Origin of the sequence: Streptomyces sp. NPDC059989 (assembly GCF_042736975.1) — a bacterium.
GTDB lineage: Bacteria > Actinomycetota > Actinomycetes > Streptomycetales > Streptomycetaceae > Streptomyces.
The window spans coordinates 52028-68636 of record NZ_JBHWUO010000003.1 but is presented as its reverse complement, the minus strand read 5'-3'; the positions used below and the strand labels follow the sequence as shown (position 1 = coordinate 68636).

The window sequence follows — 16609 nt, the reverse complement described above, 5'->3', positions numbered from 1 at the left end:
TCCTCTCGTGACGTGCTAATCGATTCAGCCCTTTTCGGGGGCATCCGCGTCCTTGTCCGACGATGACTCGCCGTCCGAGGACTCGGACTTGGGGGCCGCGCCCGGCTGGGGCTCGGCCACCGCGACCCGTGCGGGACGGATCGTACGCTCGCCGATCCGGTACCCCGGCTGAAGGATCGCCACGCAGGTCGTCTCGGTGACGTCCGGCGCGTACGAGTGCATCAGCGCTTCGTGGATCGTCGGGTCGAAGGGCTCGCCCTCCTTGCCGAACTGCTGCAGACCCATCTTGGCGGCGACCGTCTCCAGCGATTCGGCCACCGACTTGAAGCCGCCGACCAGCTCGCCATGCTCCCGCGCCCGGCCGATGTCGTCCAGGGTCGGGAGCAGCTCCGTCAGGAGGGACGCGACCGCGATCTCCTTGACGGTGATCCGGTCCCGCTCCACCCGGCGGCGGTAGTTCTGGTACTCCGCCTGGAGCCGCTGGAGGTCCGCGGTGCGCTCACCGAGCGCCGTACGGGCCTGGTCCAGCTGCGCCAGCAGCGCAACGTCCTGTACTGCGTCCCCGGCCGGGGCCGCCGCCTCCTCCGTGGCGGAGTCGGCGGCCTGCGGCTCGTCGGGCGTGCCGTCGACGGGGACTTCGGGCTTCTCCTCGAACCCCGGGGTCTCCTCCGACATCAGGCAGCGCCGCCCTTCGGCTTCTCGTCGTCGACGATCTCGGCGTCGACGACGTCGTCGTCGGCCTTGGCCTGGGCACCCTCGGCGCCCGCGGCACCGGCGGCGCCCTGAGCGGCCTGGGCATCGGCGTAGATGGCCTGGCCGAGCTTCTGGCTGACCGCGGCGAGCTTCTCGGTCGCGGTGCGGATCTCGGCCGTGTCCTCGCCCTTGAGGGTCTCCTTCAGCTCGGAGACGGCGGCCTCGACCTCGGTCTTGACGTCGGCCGGGACCTTGTCCTCGTTGTCCTTGACGAACTTCTCCGTCTGGTAGACGAGCTGCTCGCCCTGGTTGCGGGACTCGGCCGCCTCCTTGCGACGGAGGTCCTCGTCCGCGTACTGCTCCGCCTCCTGGCGCATGCGGTCGACCTCGTCCTTGCCGAGCGAAGAGCCGCCGGTGACGGTCATCTTCTGCTCCTTGCCCGTGCCAAGGTCCTTGGCCGTGACGTGCATGATGCCGTTCGCGTCGATGTCGAAGGAGACCTCGATCTGCGGGACGCCACGCGGGGCCGGCGGCAGGCCGGTCAGCTCGAACATGCCGAGCTTCTTGTTGTACGCCGCGATCTCGCGCTCGCCCTGGTAGACCTGGATCTGCACGGACGGCTGGTTGTCCTCGGCCGTGGTGAAGATCTCGGACCGCTTGGTCGGGATCGTGGTGTTGCGCTCGATGAGCTTGGTCATGATGCCGCCCTTGGTCTCGATGCCGAGGGACAGCGGGGTCACGTCGAGGAGCAGGACGTCCTTGACCTCACCCTTGAGCACACCGGCCTGGAGGGTGGCGCCGATGGCGACGACCTCGTCCGGGTTGACGCCCTTGTTGGCGTCCTGACCGCCGGTGAGCTCCTTGACGAGCTCGGCGACGGCCGGCATGCGGGTGGAGCCGCCGACCAGGACCACGTGGTCGATCTCGGACAGCTGGATGCCGGCGTCCTTGATGACGTTGTGGAACGGGGTCTTGCAGCGGTCGAGCAGGTCCGCGGTCAGCTGCTGGAACTGGGCGCGGGTGAGCTTCTCGTCCAGGTGCAGCGGGCCCTCGGCGGAAGCCGTGATGTAGGGCAGGTTGATCGAGGTCTCCGTGGAGGAGGACAGCTCGATCTTCGCCTTCTCGGCGGCCTCGCGCAGACGCTGGAGCGCCATCTTGTCCTTGGACAGGTCGACGCCGTGGCCGTTGGCGAACTGCTTCACCAGGTAGTCGACGACGCGCTGGTCCCAGTCGTCGCCACCGAGGTGGTTGTCACCGTTGGTGGCCTTGACCTCGACGACGCCGTCGCCGATCTCCAGGAGCGACACGTCGAAGGTGCCGCCACCGAGGTCGAAGACGAGAATGGTCTGGTCGTCCTTGTCGAGACCGTAGGCCAGGGCGGCGGCGGTGGGCTCGTTGACGATGCGCAGGACGTTGAGGCCCGCGATCTCACCGGCCTCCTTCGTCGCCTGACGCTCGGAGTCGTTGAAGTAGGCCGGGACGGTGATGACCGCGTCCGTGACCTTCTCGCCCAGGTACGCCTCGGCGTCGCGCTTCAGCTTCTGCAGGATGAAGGCGCTCATCTGCTGCGGGTTGAAGTCCTTGCCATCCAGGTTGATCTTCCAGTCAGTGCCCATGTGGCGCTTGACGGAGCGGATGGTCCGGTCCACGTTCGTGACCGCCTGGCGCTTGGCCACCTCGCCGACGAGGACCTCGCCGTTCTTGGCGAAGGCGACGACGGACGGCGTGGTCCTGGCGCCCTCGGCGTTGGTGATGACGGTGGGCTCGCCGCCTTCCAGAACGCTGACGACGGAGTTAGTGGTGCCCAGGTCGATGCCGACCGCACGTGCCATTTCGATTCCTCCAGCTGACTTGAGTGGAACAGACTCAAGGATGCCCCACCGCCGCGCGGGCGTCAACAGAGCTGAGCGTGGTCGGCTCAACCTTTAGCCCACCCTTACGCGCAACCCTGCAATTCAGCCTCGCCGGCGTTTGAGGCGCGGGGTCTGGGGCGGAGCCCCGATCTTCAGCCTCGCCGGCGTTTGAGGCGCGGGGGTCCGGGGGCGGAGCCCCCGGCGGCGGTGCCGCACCCGAACGGGTTCGGGCCGGGCGGCCGGGCCGCGCGCCACACCACCCTCGCCGGAGGCGTACGGCACGGTGCTGGCATGCCGCTCACACTCACCGCCCCCCGGCTACGGGTACGGGTACCCAGCCCCCCGCCTGCGAAAAGGGTGGTCGACCTCGTCGGAGCGACGATCCTGCTGACCCTGCTCGCGCCCGTCCTGGCCGCGGCGGCCGCAGCGCTCTGCGCGACCCGGGGCGGCCGGGTCTTCGTACGGGAGCCCGCGGCGGGCCTGGCCGGCCGGCCCTTCCGGACCTGGCGGTTCCGTACGGACCCGGCAGGGCGGACCGGAGCCGTCCTGGAGCGCTGCGCCCTCGACGCGGCCCCCCAGCTGTTCAACGTGCTCCGCGGGGAGATGTCCCTGGTCGGCCCGCGCCCGGAGCCCCGTACCGACCGCCCCGACCGGCTCCTCGTGCGCCCCGGAATGACCGGTCTCTGGCAGGTGAGCGCGCGCTCCGACCTCCCCTGGGAGGAAATGGCGCTGCTGGACCGACACTATGTGGAGAACCACTGGCTGGGGATGGACCTGGCGATCCTCGCGCAGACCCCGCGGGCCGCCTACCGGCAAAGGCATGCCTGAGCGACACAGATCACCGCGCGCTCAGCTACATTGCGGCGTCGGGAGTGGGTAACCTCATGCCTTGACTCAATAAGTTACCGCTTAGTAAGTGCCGCCCGAGGAGCCCTCCCATGCAACTCGCCGCGATCATCGTGTCGCTGGTCATCACGGTGGTAGCCGTCGCGCTGTTCGGCCGTGCCGTCGCGCAGATCTACCACTTCGTGCGCCTCGGCCAGCCAGTGCCCGCGGGCACGCGCACCGGCGACCCCACGCAGCGCACCATCACGCTGGCCAAGGAGTTCCTCGGCCACACCCGCATGAACCGCTGGGGCATCGTCGGGTTCGCGCACTGGTTCGTGGCGGTGGGCTTCTTCTCGCTGCTGCTGACCATCGTCAACGCCTTCGGCCAGCTCTTCCAGGCCGACTGGCTGATCCCGATCATCGGTGACTGGCTGCCGTACGAGCTCTTCACCGAGTTCCTCGGCCTGATGACCGTGCTCGGCATCGTCACCCTGATCGTGATCCGGCAGCTGAACCGGCCGGGCGGGGCGGGCCGCAAGTCCCGCTTCACGGGCTCCAAGACCGGCCAGGCGTACTTCGTCGAGGCCGTCATCCTGATCGTCGGCGTCTGCATCATGACGCTGCGCGCGCTGGAGGGCGCCCAGCACGGCGTCGACGGCTGGGAGCCCGGCTTCTTCGCCTCGTACCCGCTGATCGCCGCCTTCGACGGGCTGAGCCTGAGCACGCTGCAGCACCTCACCTACTTCTTCGCGGCGCTCAAGATCGTCACGTCCTTCACCTGGATGATCACGGTCTCGCTCAACACCAACATGGGTGTCGCCTGGCACCGCTTCCTCGGCTTCCCGAACATCTGGTTCAAGCGCAACGCGGACGGCTCCACCGCCCTCGGCGCCCTGCAGCCGATGACCAGCGGCGGCAAGGAGATCGACTTCGAGGACCCGGGCGAGGACGACGTCTTCGGCGTCTCCCAGGTCGAGCAGTTCTCCTGGAAGGGCATCCTCGACTTCTCCACGTGTACGGAGTGCGGTCGCTGCCAGTCGCAGTGCCCGGCCTGGAACACCGGCAAGCCCCTCTCCCCCAAGCTCCTGATCATGTCGCTGCGCGACCACGCGCACGCCAAGGCCCCGTACCTGCTCGCAGGCGGCGGCAAGGACATGGAGGGCAACGAGAAGGCCACGGCGGAGCAGCTGAAGGACGTCCCGGCCGCGGCCATCGCCGAGGCCGAGCGCCCGCTGATCGGCACCGCCGAGGAGAACGGCGTCATCGACCCGGACGTGCTGTGGTCCTGCACCACCTGCGGTGCGTGCGTGGAGCAGTGCCCGGTCGACATCGAGCACATCGACCACATCGTCGACATGCGCCGCTACCAGGTGATGATCGAGAGCGCGTTCCCGTCGGAGGCGGGCACGATGCTCAAGAACCTGGAGAAGAAGGGCAACCCCTGGGGCCTGGCGAAGAAGCAGCGCGTCGAGTGGACCAAGGAGGTGGACTTCGAGGTCCCGATCATCGGGAAGGACGCGGAGGACCTCTCCGAGTTCGACTACCTCTACTGGGTCGGCTGCGCCGGCGCCCTGGAGGACCGGGCCAAGAAGACCACGAAGGCCTTCGCGGAGCTGCTGAACATCGCGGGCGTCAAGTTCGCGATCATGGGCGGCGACGAGAAGTGCACCGGTGACTCGCCGCGCCGCCTGGGCAACGAGCCGCTGTTCCAGCAGCTCGGCCAGGAGAACGTGGCCATGCTGAACATGGCCTTCGGCGAGGACGACGACGACCCGTCGACGAAGAAGCCGAAGTCGGCGAAGCGGATCGTCTCGACCTGCCCGCACTGCTTCAACACCATCGCGAACGAGTACCCGCAGCTGGGCGGCGAGTACGAGGTCATCCACCACACGCAGCTGCTCCAGCACCTGATCGACGAGGGCCGGCTGACGCCGGTCACGCCGGTCGACGGTCTGATCACCTACCACGACCCGTGCTACCTGGGCCGGCACAACAAGGTCTACACGCCGCCGCGCGAGATCATGTCGGCCGTGCCGGGGCTGCGGCAGCAGGAGATGCACCGCCACAAGGAGCGGGGCTTCTGCTGTGGCGCCGGTGGCGCGCGGATGTGGATGGAGGAGCGGATCGGCAAGCGCATCAACAACGAGCGCGTCGACGAGGCCCTGTCCCTGAACCCGGACATCGTCTCCACCGCCTGCCCGTTCTGCCTCGTCATGCTGACCGACTCGGTGAACGGCAAGAAGAACGAGGGCCAGGCCAAGGAGTCCGTGCAGGTCGTGGACGTGGCGCAGCTGCTGCTGGAGTCGGTGAAGGCACCCGAGCCGACGGAGGCGGAGCTGGCGGCCGCCGAGGCGGCTGCCGTCGCGGAGGCGGAGGCCGCGGCTGCGGCTGCGGCCGCTGAGGCCGAGGCCAAGGCGAAGGCCGAAGCCGAGGCGAAGGCGAAGGCTGAGGCGGATGCCGCCGAGGCTGCCGCGAAGGCCGAAGCCGAGGCCAAGGCGGAGGCGGAGGCCAAGGCCGCCGCTGAGGCCGAGCCGGAGTCCGAGCCGGAGGCGGAGGCTGAACCGGCCGCCGAGACCGAGGCCGAAACGGCGCCGGAGTCGGAGTCGGCAGCCGAGCCGAAGTCGGAGCCGGAGGCCAAGGCCGGCGACGCCGGGGCCGAGAACGCCAAGTAGTCCGTAGCAGTCCCGGCAGTACGCCGGAACGGCCGGTCCCCCGCTCGGGGGACCGGCCGTTCCGCGTTCAGACCCCTCAGGACCGTCAGGACCGTCAGGCCTGGTCGGACGACCGGTTGCGCCGCAGCATGGCGAAGCCCAGCCCCGCCGCACCCACCGCGGCCATGCCGCCGCCGGAGGCGAGCAGCAGCGGGGTGTCGCCCTTCGGCGGGGTGACCCCCTCCGCACCGGCCTTCACGCCGCCCTTCGGGACGACCCGGTCGGCGACCGGCTTCTTCGCCGGGGCGGCGGCAACGGTGTACTTCTCGATCAGCTTGCCGTTGAAGTCGTACACCCAGCTGTTCCCGCCGCCCTTGCCGTCGATGACGACGAACTTCACGCGGTGGCCGTCCTGGACGAGCTTGTACGTCCAGCCGTCGTTCTGCGTGCTCGGACGCTTCAGGTCGATCGTGCCGAGGGCGTTCCCGTTCGGCATCGAGATCTCGACGCGCTTGCCCTTCGGCCCGTCGACCAGCTTGGCGATCCGCCCGTCGGGCATGGTGACCCGGACCGAGCTCTCCTTGATGACCTCCGGCTTGACCTGCGGCTTCGGCTTCTGCACGGGCTTCTCCACCGGCTTCGGCTTGTCCCCGCCCTCCATCCACGAGGTCACGGTGCCGTTCGGCTGGAGCACCACGTGCAGGCCGTTGTTCTGCCCGTACGCCGCCGCTCCGCCCTTGCTGACCAGCGTGTCCAGCTTCGTGGAACCCGCGTAGATGTCGGCCTCGAAGTGGTCGGCGCCGATCTTGTAGACCTTGGCGACGGAGCCGTCCGCCAGCTTCACCGTGGTGACGTACGCGCGGACACCCTGGCCCGGCTTGACCTGCGGCTTGACGGGCGGGGTCGTCGGCGGCACGGACGGGTCGACCGAGGGCTGCACGGACGGATCGACGGACGGCTCAACGGACGGCTCGACCGACGGGTCCACCGACGGCTGCTCGATGCCGGGCAGCACCTGCGGCTCCGGCACGGTCGGGGAGTCCGCGAAGGCGGACCCGACCGGAACGGCCAGGACGGCGGCGGCACCGGCGACGACGGCTGCGGTACGGAGGGTGGTACGACGAGTGCTGCGCATGGTGGGGCTCTTCCTCGTGCTCTGCGGTGGGGGCGGCTACAGACACGAAGCTACGGACCCGATATGTGCGTAATACGTAGGCAATGTAACGAAGAGCCCCAGACTCAAGCACAGCTACGTAAACCGGACACACGCCGGCAGCTACCCGGCCCCCACACCGGGGTGGGGCCAGCCCCCCAGGGTTCCCCTAGGGGATGTCACAGGTCAGCCGCAAAGGCCACGAATCCGGCCGCCGGGCCACCGGGCCCCGCCGGACCAGGTACTTTCGATCACGTGGCTGGATTCAGGATCGGACGGGGCCGGGACAACAACCGCACCCCGCAACAACCCCCGCGGCAGCAGCCGTACGGACAGCAGCAACCGCCGCAGGCGCCGTACGGACAGCAGCCCTACCCTCCCGCAGGCCCGCCCCCGCAGCAGCAGTGGCCGCAGCAGGGCGCCGGGGGCCACGGTGAGCCCGAGTACTTCGACCCGTACGGTCAGCAGCACCCACAGGCGCCGCAGCCCCCGTACGGCCACGGAGGTCACGGCGGCCACGGGGGCTACACGAACGACAACAACCCGGGGCACACGCAGGTCTTCGCCGTCGGCGAGGACCCGTACAGCCAGGGCGCGACGTACCACGCGGGCGCGGCGGCGGCCGCCCCGACCGGCCCGCGGCTGCCGTGGAAGGAACTGCTCCGCGGGATCGTGACGCGGCCGGGGCAGACCTTCCTCCAGATGCGCGACTACGCCGTCTGGGGTCCGGCGCTGACCGTGACCTTCCTCTACGGGCTGCTCGCGGTCTTCGGGCTCGACGACGCCCGCAAGGACGTGATCAACGCGACCCTCTCGAAGGCCGTCCCGATCGTCCTGTCGGCCGGCGTGGCCTTCCTGATCTGCGGCCTGCTCCTGGGCGCCGTCACGCACACCCTGGCCCGCCAGCTGGGCGGCGACGGGGCCTGGCAGCCGACCGTGGGCCTGTCGATGCTGGTCATGTCGCTGACGGACGCCCCGCGCCTGATCTTCGCCGTGTTCCTGGGCGGCGACAACGGACTGGTCCAGGTCCTGGGCTGGGCCACCTGGGTGGCGGCGGGCTTCCTCTTCACCTCGCTGATCGCGAAGTCCCACGACCTGCCGTGGCCGAAGGCGCTGGGCGCCTCCGCGATCCAGCTGATCGCACTCCTGTCGATCATCAAGCTGGGCACGATCTAAAACCGCCCGGACGACAAAACGAACGACAGAAGGCCCGCCGAGCACAGCCCGGCGGGCCTTCGCCCTTCACTCTTCGCCCGTCACCCACACCTCAGGCGTCGAGCACCTGGCCCTCGCGCTTCACGACGGGCGGCTCGACGGACCACGGGAAGTTGATCCAGTCGTCGGTCTTCTTCCACACGTACTCGCACTTCACGAGCGAGTGGGACTTCTCGTAGATGACGGCGGACCGCACCTCGGCGACATGGCCCAGGCAGAAGTCGTGGACGAGCTTCAGCGTCTTCCCGGTGTCGGCCACGTCATCGGCGATGAGGACCTTCTTGTCGGTGAAGTCGATCGCCTCGGGCACGGGTGCCAGCATGACCGGCATCTCCAAGGTGGTCCCGACACCCGTGTAGAACTCCACGTTCACCAGGTGGATGTTCTTGCAGTCGAGCGCGTACGCCAGCCCGCCCGCGACGAACACTCCGCCCCGGGCGATGCTCAGGATGATGTCGGGCTCGTACCCGTCGTCGGCGATGGTCTGCGCGAGCTCGCGCACAGCCCGCCCGAACCCCTCGTAGTCAAGATTCTCGCGCACTGCGTCGTCGCTCATGCCTCGTGCCTCACCTGGGTGCGGTGGAAGTTCTGGAAGGAGCGCGAGGCGGTCGGGCCGCGCTGCCCCTGGTACCGGGACCCGTACCGCTCGCTGCCGTACGGGAACTCCGCGGGCGTGCTGAGGCGGAACATGCACAGCTGCCCGATCTTCATGCCCGGCCAGAGCTTGATCGGCAGTGTGGCGAGGTTCGACAGCTCCAGGGTCACGTGACCCGAGAACCCGGGGTCGATGAACCCGGCGGTCGAATGCGTCACCAGCCCCAGCCGGCCGAGACTGGACTTCCCCTCCAGTCTGGAGGCGATGTCGTCGGGCAGCGAGATGACCTCGTACGTGGAGGCGAGCACGAATTCACCGGGGTGCAGGATGAAGGCCTCATCCCCCTCCGGCTCGACCATGCGGGTCAGGTCGGACTGCTCGACCGCGGGGTCGATGTGCGCGTACCGGTGATTCTCGAAGACCCGGAAGAACCGGTCGAGACGTACATCGATGCTGGAGGGCTGCACCATCGACTCCTCGAACGGGTCGATGCGAACCCGTCCGCTGTCGATCTCGGCCCGGATGTCTTTGTCAGAGAGAAGCACGTCCCGAGGATACGCAGAGCGCGCGGGCCACCCCCAATCGAGAGCGGCGCCCGCGCGCCCGTCCGCTGTCTCCGCTACCGCTTGACCGATGCCCCCACGGGCACGGCCTGCCTCAGCCGCGCGCACCGCGGACACCGCAGCAGCCGCCCCGGCCCGATCCGGCCGGCACCGAGGTGCTGCAGCGGGAAGGAGGCGGTACTGAATACGTGCCCTTCGGCACAACGGACGACGGTGTGCTCCATCGAGTCCCTTTCCCCAACGAGCGATACTGCGACGAATCGCCACATTAGGGGATGATCGGTACCCACTCCAGCCGCCGCTCCGCACCCACACGGTACGCCCCAACTCCCGCCCCCACGCGCCCCGGTGCACGCAGCACACAACAACGACCCCACGGCAAATTCACCGGGGGTCGATCATGAGGTAGAGTGAGCAACGATACGGATCCAGGCATCTGGACCGCCGTGCGGATGTAGTTTAATGGTAGAACATGAGCTTCCCAAGCTTATAGCGCGGGTTCGATTCCCGTCATCCGCTCTTCCAAGAAGGCCCAGGTCAGCGACCTGGGCCTTCTTCGTTGTCTAGACCTCTCGACCCTCGCCGTGCCCTACGCGTGCCCCAACTCGCAGAAATGCCCTGGCCGGAGGCCCTCTCGTGCACCACGTGAGCCCTCAGCCGACCCACATCGCGAGACGCATTTTCGGTGAGCTGCGACATGCTCAACCCTGCGGGGGGGGTGAATTCGCTTTCCCGAAGCGGCGGTTGCCCGGCCGCTTGCACTGCGTTGGGCGCCGGGCCGGGGAGACGATCGGGAACACCGTGCAGGCGGTCCGTGACGGCGACGACGCAGCCATCGCCGCCGGTCACCCCTCTTTGACGACGCCTCGGGCGATGAGCGCCCCGCGCAGGCGTGCGGCCATCTCGGCCGCCTGGTCCGGCGACGGCGACAGCACACCGTTCTCCGTCATCAGAGCGTGGAACTGCTGCTGGGGGTAGGGGACGCCGGAGGGCAGAGCGGCGATGTGCCAGTGCAGATGCGCGTTGCCCTGCCGGCTGCCGAGAGAGTAGAGGTACGTCCGCTCCGGCTCACAGACGGCCTCCACGGGAAGGTGTTCGACCACGGCGATCACTCCTCGAATCTACGGACGCGGCCCCTCCCGCCGGCCGTTGGCCGGTCGATGGTTCGGCAGTTACGGGTCACGTGCTGCGCTGGTCGTGGGTGTCCTGGCGGAGTCGGTCGGTGTGCCGGGCCAGGGCGTCGATGCGCTCGGCGAGCTCGGCGTCCTCGGGCCGCAGATGGACCCGGGTGGCGGTCAGGGGGCGAACGAGACGGGCAGCGTCGTTGTCGGCGAGGGCCAGGTTGAGGTCGCCGATGGCGCCCTGGGCGTTGGCGGGGAGGCCGGTGAGGGCGGTGACCTGCCCGGCGAGTCGGCGCAGGTCGGCCGCGTTGTCGCGGGCCCAGGCGGTAACGGTCCGGTCGGCGGCGCGCGTGTCGCGCATGGCCTGGACGCGCTGTTCCCCTGTGGTTCCGGCGGTGCCGGGGCGCAGGCGCAGGTAGCGGCGTTCGGCGGCCTGCCGACTGGCGACCCCGAGCGGTCCCGCGAGATCGGCCCAGCTCGCCCCGTGCCCGCGGGCGGTTTCGATCAGGCCGCTCTCCCAGCCGGCGAGCTGCTCACGGACCTCGCGCAGCGTCAGCAGTGCAGCCAGAGCCGGGTGCGGGCCCGAGTCCGGCGCGGGCGGCGAAGCGGCTGTTCTCGCGGAGGGTTGCTGCGCGTCCTTGACGGCCTGGTTGATGGCCTCCAGTGCCGCGGCGGCAGCCAGGAAGGGGACTGGTGTGGTCGGCTCGGCGGCCTCGTTCATTGCGTTCTCCGTGACTCTGTCAGCCTCCAGATGACACCTTGCTTGTCATCGTTTCGATGACATGTTACAACGGGAGCACGTTGAAGCGCATTGGCAGTTCCTGCCTGAACCAACTGGAGGTGTTTCGCGATGTTGATGCGCACTGACCCGTTCCGCGAGATGGACCGGATCGTTCAGCAGCTCTCGGGTGCGTCGGGCACGTGGTCCAAGCCGTCCGTGATGCCGATGGACGCCTACCGCCAGGGCGACGTGTACGTGATCGCCTTCGACCTCCCCGGCGTGAGCACCGAGGCGATCGACATCGACGTCGAGCGGAACATGCTGACCGTGAAGGCCGAGCGCCGGCCCGCGGAGAAGTCCGACGGCGTGCAGATGGAGCTCTCCGAGCGACCCCTGGGCGTCTTCTCCCGCCAGATCATGCTCGCCGACACCCTCGACACCGACCACATCGAAGCCGACTACGACGCGGGTGTCCTGACCCTGCGGATCCCGATCGCCGAGCGCGCCAAGCCGCGGAAGATCAGCATTGGCGGCGAGTCCGGCCGCAAGCAGATCTCCGGCTGAACAGGCCGGCTCCAGCGGCGGAGGACGGGGAACCGATTCCCCCTCCGGCACCCCGTCCTCCGCACCCCTCGCCCCTTCACCCCTCTCCGGAGGTGACGTGATGACGATGCGCCGGGAGGCGTTCCTGGACCACGTCCAGGAACGCGGCGAGTATCCGACTCGGGAGGAAGCCGAACGGGCGGCCCGCGTCGTCCTGGCCCTGCTGGGCGCGCACCTGGTCGGCACCGTGCGGGCCGAGCTCGCCGCCCGGCTCCCCGAGACGTACGCCCTGATCCTCCTCAACCCCCTGCAGGCCGCCGAACCGCTCTCACCTGAACGCTTCGTCCGCGCGACCGCGGCCTGGATCGAAGGCGCCACCGAGAAGACGGCCCTCTGGGACATCGGCGCGGTCCTCTCCACCGTGGCCGCCGCGGCGGGAGACGTCCTCATGCGTGAGGTCCTGCTCCAGCTCCCGCCCGGCTACGACCTCCTCTTCGGCCACCCCCAGCCCACCTGACCGCGGCCGGCATGAAACCGAACCCTCGAAGAGAAAGGCAACCTCAGCACCATGTACGACCAGCCTCGAGCGAACCCGTCCCTCGCGGCCATGACGTTCGACCAGATGCTGGAACGCGTGCGCTACGAAGGCGCCTACCCCACCCGCGAACGCGCCGAGGAAGCCGTCCGCACCGTCCTCGCCGCCCTCGGCCGGCAGATCACGGGAGACGAACGCGTCGACCTCGCGCAGTGCCTGCCCGTCGAGGCCGCCCTCACCCTGACCGCCCAGATCCCCGACACCGAACAGCTCACCGGCTGGGGCTTCGTCAAAGACCTGGCCGCCCGCACCGGGGGCACCCCGGCCACCGCACGCTGGGACACCGGCGCCGTGCTTGCCGTCGTCTCCCGCCTCGCAGGCCCCGACCTCCTCGCCCGAATCCTTCACCGGCTCCCCGGCGGCTACGCACTCCTCTTCGGCCAGGCAGAACTGCGGCAACCCCAGCCCGCCGCCTGATCCCACCCACCCCGTTCCAGGACTTCCGCAATGCCTGACCGCAGGGGCGGGCGCGGCTGTCGGCGCACTCCGTACAGGGGTGAGGGCCCGACCGGCGCATCCCGGCGTATGCAATCCGCTCGCTCAGCATGCTGAGGCGCCCAGGCGCTGGGTCGACCGGAGGCCGGGACACCCGTCGGCTGCCCCCGCGCACGGATGCAGACCACGTTCGACCCCGATTACCTCCTCGTCGAACACGCGAAAATCTATGACGGCCGCAGTAGACATCCGATTGCGGCGTGGTTATGGTTTCTCTCGTAGCCGAGATCGAGCAAGGCCCGGAGGGACGATCTGCCGGGCATCAGTACACGCAGTACGCAGGACGGTGCGGTGGTGGAGTTCCGAAGCCAGGGTTGTCGCAGGACGGCGACGGGACTGACGACCGGACCGGGTGGCCCGCAGTGATCAGGGGCTGCCACGAGCAGTACCGCAGTTGACGCAGTGGCAGTTCAGCAAGTGCAGTTCGCAGTACCAGCAGTACGCAGTCCCCCGTTTGGCAAGTGATCGGTCCAGAGGGAAGAACGGAGGAGTTGACCGCCATCAGGATCGCCCGGGTCGAAAGGCTGAGCCCGGGTACCGCAGGACATCGATAGTGAGGTGGTCTCCGGTCAAGCAACCGCGATCCCCGCGCCCCCGGCCGAGTACAGGTCAGGTCCGCGGAAACAGAAGGCCGACGCAGTACTAGGGTCGGCAGATGGTGTAGCAGTTCCTTCGGGGCCCTGGTGCCGTACGGCACCAGGGCCCCTCCACGCGTTCCACAGAGAGGTGCAAATGACAGCACACGACTCGTTCGACGATCGTCTCGACGACGACGACTACCCCGCGTACACCATGGGCCGGGCCGCAGCCATGCTCGGCACCACCCAGAGCTTCCTCCGCGCCATCGGAGAAGCCCGCCTCATCACGCCGCTCCGCTCAGAGGGCGGACACCGCCGCTACTCCCGTTACCAGCTGCGCATCGCCGCCCGCGCGCGGGAGCTCGTCGACCAGGGCACCCCCATCGAGGCCGCTTGTCGCATCGTCATCCTCGAAGACCAGCTCGCGGAAGCCCAGCGCATCAACGCCGAATACCGCCGCACCACCGAAACGCCCAATCCACCAGCCGCAGGGTGACGACTGCGCCTGCTGGGCAAGGGTGCCGTGGGCCGGGGCGTTTCATAGCGGGAGCGCCCGAGGCCGTGTGCCGGACCCCGGCCGCTCGGACCCGGCGGAACGGCACACGCAGCCGCTCTCAGAATCGGTGGGCGAGGGAAGCATGAAGCCCTCCCCACACGCCCGTCGTCAGGCACCGAACGGACAACCACCCAGCCAGGCAGGCCGCCCCTGGATCAGGGGCTACGTGCAGTCGGACGGCACGCCGGTCAGAGCCCATGTCCGGCTCCCGGCGAAACCGCCTGGGGGGTCAGCGGCCCCAACGCAGCGCTGCCGTCTGCACCGGTGCGTCCCACAGGCGCAGCAGTTCCTCGTCGGCCCGGCACAACGTCACCGAGCACCCCGCCATGTCCAGCGAGGTGACGTAGTTCCCCACGAGGGTCCGGGCCACCGGGACGCCCCGAGCCGTCAGCACCCGGGCCACCTCCGCGTGGAAGCCGTACAGCTCCAGCAGCGGCGTCGCGCCCATCCCGTTCACCAGGGCCAGTACCGGCCCGTCGACAGGGGCCGCGTTCGCCATGTCGTCCAGCACAGAACCCACCGCGACCTCGGCGATCTCCCCCGCCGGCATCATCGGGCGCCGTTCCCGGCCCGGTTCGCCGTGGATACCGATCCCCAGCTCCAGCTCCCCGTCCGGCAGGTCGAAGGTGGGACTGCCCTTGGCGGGGGTGGTGCAGGCGCTCAGCGCGACGCCGAAGCTGCCCGAGGCCTCGTTGACCCGCCGGGCGACTGCGGCGACCTGCTCCAGCGGCGCGCCCTCCTCCGCGGCCGCCCCGGCGATCTTCTCGACGAAGAGCGTGGCCCCGGTGCCGCGCCGTCCGGCGGTGTAGAGGCTGTCGGTCACGGCGACGTCGTCGTTGACCAGCACCCGCTCGACCCGGATGCCGTCCTCCTCTGCGAGCTCGGCGGCCATGTCGAAGTTCAGTACGTCGCCGGTGTAATTCTTGACGACGAACAGCACCCCTTGGCCGGAGTCCACGGCCTTGGCCGCCCGCACCATCTGGTCGGGCACGGGGGAAGTGAACACCTCGCCCGGACAGGCGGCGGACAGCATTCCGTATCCGACGAAGCCGGCGTGCAAGGGCTCGTGTCCGGAGCCGCCACCGGAAACGAGACCGACCCGCCCGCCCTGCCGCGCGTCCCGCCGTACGACGACCCGGGCCTCGGCGTCCACGTCCAGTTCCGGGTGGGCCGCGGCCAGCCCCCGCAGGGCGTCCGCGACCACGGTCTGGGGACTGTTGATCAGCATCTTCATCGTGTGCCTCCCGGTCGGAGCCGACGGGTGAGCGTCCGACGCCGTCACGGAGCACCGATCACCGCGCGCCGGGCAGGCGCGTCAGCGAGGCACGCCATACGAACAGTGTGCTGCCACGCCGCGGACATCCGCGAGAACTCGGGCGATCGCCTCGGAAGAGGATCGAGGAACCCGAAGCGTGCACCGGCCTCCGCGCAACCGGACCGCCCTCGCCTTTCCGGTCCGGGCGACCCGTCTTACGCTGAACCGGGGGGCTCGGGGCAGTCGAATGCCGGCCTTCGGACCGGCGGGAAGCGGGCACCCATGAAGGAGCGCCTCACAGCACATGGGCTGGTCGGCGAACTGTCGGCCGAATTCGCCGGCACCATGATCCTCATCCTCTTCGGCTGTGGCGTCGTGGCCCAGGTCGTCGCCGGCGGAGCCCTGACTGACCCTGCGGGCGGCCTCGGAAACCACGACAGCATCGCCTGGGCCTGGGGTCTCGGCGTGACCCTGGGCGTCTACGTCGCGGCGAGGCTGAGCGGCGCCCACCTCAATCCCGCGGTGACCGTCGCCCTGGCGGCGTTCAAGGGCTTCCCGTGGAGCAAGGTGGCCCCCTACGCGCTGGCCCAGCTCGCCGGAGCCTTCGTTGCCGCCCTGATCGTCCGCTGGAACTACACCGAGGCGCTGGCGAAGGCCGACCCCGGCCACACCATCAAGACGCAGGGCGTCTTCTCCACGCTGCCGGCCAACGGGAACACGAACCTGCCGGTGACCGAGTGGGGCGCACTGCGCGACCAGATCATCGGCACCGCGATCCTGCTCCTGCTGATCCTCGCGGTCACGGACCTGCTGGGCACGCCTCCCGGTGCCAACCTCGCCCCGTTCATCGTCGGGCTGATCGTCGTGGCGATCGGCATGGCCTGGGGCACCAACGCCGGGTATGCGATCAACCCCGCCCGTGACCTCGGCCCCCGGCTGGCCAGCTTCCTCACCGGGTACGGAGGGGCATGGAGAGATCAGTACGGGCACTTCTACTTCTGGGTGCCGATCATCGGCCCGCTGATCGGCGGTCTGCTGGGAGCCGGCCTCTACAAGTTCCTCATCGGCAGGTTCCTGCCGACCGCCGAACCGGAGCCCCCCGGACGCGTACCGACACCGGACGAGAGCTGACCTGATCCGGGGCGGGCGGACACCCCACGTCCCGTCCGTACGACAGCCCCCACGGGCATCCCA

The 16609-nt window shown here is 69.3% G+C and carries 16 protein-coding genes and 1 tRNA gene; 9 read left to right on the top strand and 8 right to left on the bottom strand.

Annotation, left to right across the window (positions count from 1 at the left end):
• Positions 1-24: 24 nt before the first annotated feature.
• Both grpE and dnaK read right to left on the bottom strand, forming a co-directional pair.
• The gene (gene grpE, locus ACFWBN_RS03650) at positions 25-675 is read right to left on the bottom strand and encodes a nucleotide exchange factor GrpE (RefSeq protein WP_385169955.1); all 651 of its coding nucleotides are present in this window, start codon (positions 673-675) and stop codon (positions 25-27) included.
• The gene (dnaK, locus tag ACFWBN_RS03645; RefSeq protein WP_385169952.1) at positions 675-2525 is read right to left on the bottom strand and encodes a molecular chaperone DnaK; all 1851 of its coding nucleotides are present in this window, start codon (positions 2523-2525) and stop codon (positions 675-677) included. Before dnaK ends, grpE begins: the two co-directional genes overlap by 1 nt.
• Positions 2526-2837: 312 nt before the next feature.
• Between dnaK and ACFWBN_RS03640 the strand changes: the two genes are divergently transcribed.
• The gene (locus tag ACFWBN_RS03640) at positions 2838-3374 is read left to right on the top strand and encodes a sugar transferase (RefSeq protein WP_385169949.1); all 537 of its coding nucleotides are present in this window, start codon (positions 2838-2840) and stop codon (positions 3372-3374) included.
• 110 nt (positions 3375-3484) lie between these two features.
• A complete protein-coding gene (locus tag ACFWBN_RS03635; RefSeq protein ID WP_385169946.1) occupies positions 3485-6046 on the top strand; it encodes a (Fe-S)-binding protein in 2562 nt (853 codons plus the stop codon).
• A 94-nt stretch (positions 6047-6140) separates the two neighbouring features.
• On the opposite strand, the gene ACFWBN_RS03630 is transcribed toward ACFWBN_RS03635, so the two are convergent.
• Positions 6141-7160 (bottom strand): hypothetical protein, encoded by a 1020-nt coding sequence (locus ACFWBN_RS03630; protein WP_385169943.1) that lies wholly within the window; start codon positions 7158-7160, stop codon positions 6141-6143.
• Positions 7161-7433: 273 nt separating this feature from the next.
• On the opposite strand from ACFWBN_RS03630, the gene ACFWBN_RS03625 reads away from it, so the two are divergent.
• Positions 7434-8354, top strand: coding sequence for a Yip1 family protein (locus ACFWBN_RS03625; RefSeq protein ID WP_385169940.1), 921 nt, complete (start codon positions 7434-7436; stop codon positions 8352-8354).
• Positions 8355-8445: 91 nt separating this feature from the next.
• Here the strand turns inward: ACFWBN_RS03625 and ACFWBN_RS03620 are convergent, their stop codons facing one another.
• A complete protein-coding gene (locus ACFWBN_RS03620) occupies positions 8446-8949 on the bottom strand; it encodes a phosphoribosyltransferase (RefSeq protein ID WP_385169937.1) in 504 nt (167 codons plus the stop codon).
• Entirely contained in the window at positions 8946-9533 is a 588-nt protein-coding gene (dcd, locus tag ACFWBN_RS03615; protein ID WP_385169934.1) for a dCTP deaminase, read from the bottom strand. Before dcd ends, ACFWBN_RS03620 begins: the two co-directional genes overlap by 4 nt.
• 466 nt (positions 9534-9999) lie before the next feature.
• Between dcd and ACFWBN_RS03610 the strand changes: the two genes are divergently transcribed.
• Positions 10000-10070, top strand: a tRNA-Gly gene (locus ACFWBN_RS03610).
• A 326-nt stretch (positions 10071-10396) separates the two neighbouring features.
• On the opposite strand, the gene ACFWBN_RS03605 is transcribed toward ACFWBN_RS03610, so the two are convergent.
• Both ACFWBN_RS03605 and ACFWBN_RS03600 read right to left on the bottom strand, forming a co-directional pair.
• Positions 10397-10654 (bottom strand): hypothetical protein, encoded by a 258-nt coding sequence (locus ACFWBN_RS03605; protein WP_385169931.1) that lies wholly within the window; start codon positions 10652-10654, stop codon positions 10397-10399.
• Between the two features lie 76 nt (positions 10655-10730).
• Positions 10731-11393, bottom strand: coding sequence for an HSP18 transcriptional regulator (locus ACFWBN_RS03600; protein WP_385169928.1), 663 nt, complete (start codon positions 11391-11393; stop codon positions 10731-10733).
• Between the two features lie 129 nt (positions 11394-11522).
• On the opposite strand from ACFWBN_RS03600, the gene ACFWBN_RS03595 reads away from it, so the two are divergent.
• The 4 genes from ACFWBN_RS03595 (at position 11523) to ACFWBN_RS03580 (ending at position 14100) form a co-directional block, all read left to right on the top strand.
• A complete protein-coding gene (locus tag ACFWBN_RS03595) occupies positions 11523-11957 on the top strand; it encodes an Hsp20/alpha crystallin family protein (protein ID WP_385169925.1) in 435 nt (144 codons plus the stop codon).
• A 100-nt stretch (positions 11958-12057) separates the two neighbouring features.
• Positions 12058-12453, top strand: coding sequence for a DUF2267 domain-containing protein (locus tag ACFWBN_RS03590; protein ID WP_385169922.1), 396 nt, complete (start codon positions 12058-12060; stop codon positions 12451-12453).
• A gap of 51 nt (positions 12454-12504) precedes the next feature.
• Positions 12505-12948 carry a DUF2267 domain-containing protein gene (locus ACFWBN_RS03585; protein WP_385169920.1) on the top strand — a complete coding sequence of 148 codons (444 nt, stop codon included), beginning with the start codon at positions 12505-12507 and terminating at the stop codon, positions 12946-12948.
• 810 nt (positions 12949-13758) lie between these two features.
• Positions 13759-14100 (top strand): MerR family transcriptional regulator, encoded by a 342-nt coding sequence (locus tag ACFWBN_RS03580; RefSeq protein WP_385169918.1) that lies wholly within the window; start codon positions 13759-13761, stop codon positions 14098-14100.
• Between the two features lie 289 nt (positions 14101-14389).
• On the opposite strand, the gene dhaK is transcribed toward ACFWBN_RS03580, so the two are convergent.
• Positions 14390-15394, bottom strand: coding sequence for a dihydroxyacetone kinase subunit DhaK (dhaK, locus tag ACFWBN_RS03575; protein ID WP_385169915.1), 1005 nt, complete (start codon positions 15392-15394; stop codon positions 14390-14392).
• 303 nt (positions 15395-15697) lie between these two features.
• Between dhaK and ACFWBN_RS03570 the strand changes: the two genes are divergently transcribed.
• A complete protein-coding gene (locus tag ACFWBN_RS03570; protein ID WP_385169912.1) occupies positions 15698-16546 on the top strand; it encodes an MIP/aquaporin family protein in 849 nt (282 codons plus the stop codon).
• Positions 16547-16609 lie beyond the last annotated feature (63 nt).

Excerpts from the sequence above, each read along its gene's own strand:
- grpE (WP_385169955.1), bottom strand. The coding sequence starts at position 675 with ATGTCGGAGGAGACCCCGGGGTTCGAGGAGAAGCCCGAAGTCCCCGTC.
- dnaK (WP_385169952.1), bottom strand. The coding sequence starts at position 2,525 with ATGGCACGTGCGGTCGGCATCGACCTGGGCACCACTAACTCCGTCGTC.
- ACFWBN_RS03640 (WP_385169949.1), top strand. The coding sequence starts at position 2,838 with ATGCCGCTCACACTCACCGCCCCCCGGCTACGGGTACGGGTACCCAGC.
- ACFWBN_RS03635 (WP_385169946.1), top strand. The coding sequence starts at position 3,485 with ATGCAACTCGCCGCGATCATCGTGTCGCTGGTCATCACGGTGGTAGCC.
- ACFWBN_RS03630 (WP_385169943.1), bottom strand. The coding sequence starts at position 7,160 with ATGCGCAGCACTCGTCGTACCACCCTCCGTACCGCAGCCGTCGTCGCC.
- ACFWBN_RS03620 (WP_385169937.1), bottom strand. The coding sequence starts at position 8,949 with ATGAGCGACGACGCAGTGCGCGAGAATCTTGACTACGAGGGGTTCGGG.
- ACFWBN_RS03600 (WP_385169928.1), bottom strand. The coding sequence starts at position 11,393 with ATGAACGAGGCCGCCGAGCCGACCACACCAGTCCCCTTCCTGGCTGCC.
- ACFWBN_RS03595 (WP_385169925.1), top strand. The coding sequence starts at position 11,523 with ATGTTGATGCGCACTGACCCGTTCCGCGAGATGGACCGGATCGTTCAG.
- ACFWBN_RS03590 (WP_385169922.1), top strand. The coding sequence starts at position 12,058 with ATGACGATGCGCCGGGAGGCGTTCCTGGACCACGTCCAGGAACGCGGC.
- ACFWBN_RS03585 (WP_385169920.1), top strand. The coding sequence starts at position 12,505 with ATGTACGACCAGCCTCGAGCGAACCCGTCCCTCGCGGCCATGACGTTC.
- ACFWBN_RS03580 (WP_385169918.1), top strand. The coding sequence starts at position 13,759 with ATGACAGCACACGACTCGTTCGACGATCGTCTCGACGACGACGACTAC.
- dhaK (WP_385169915.1), bottom strand. The coding sequence starts at position 15,394 with ATGAAGATGCTGATCAACAGTCCCCAGACCGTGGTCGCGGACGCCCTG.
- ACFWBN_RS03570 (WP_385169912.1), top strand. The coding sequence starts at position 15,698 with ATGAAGGAGCGCCTCACAGCACATGGGCTGGTCGGCGAACTGTCGGCC.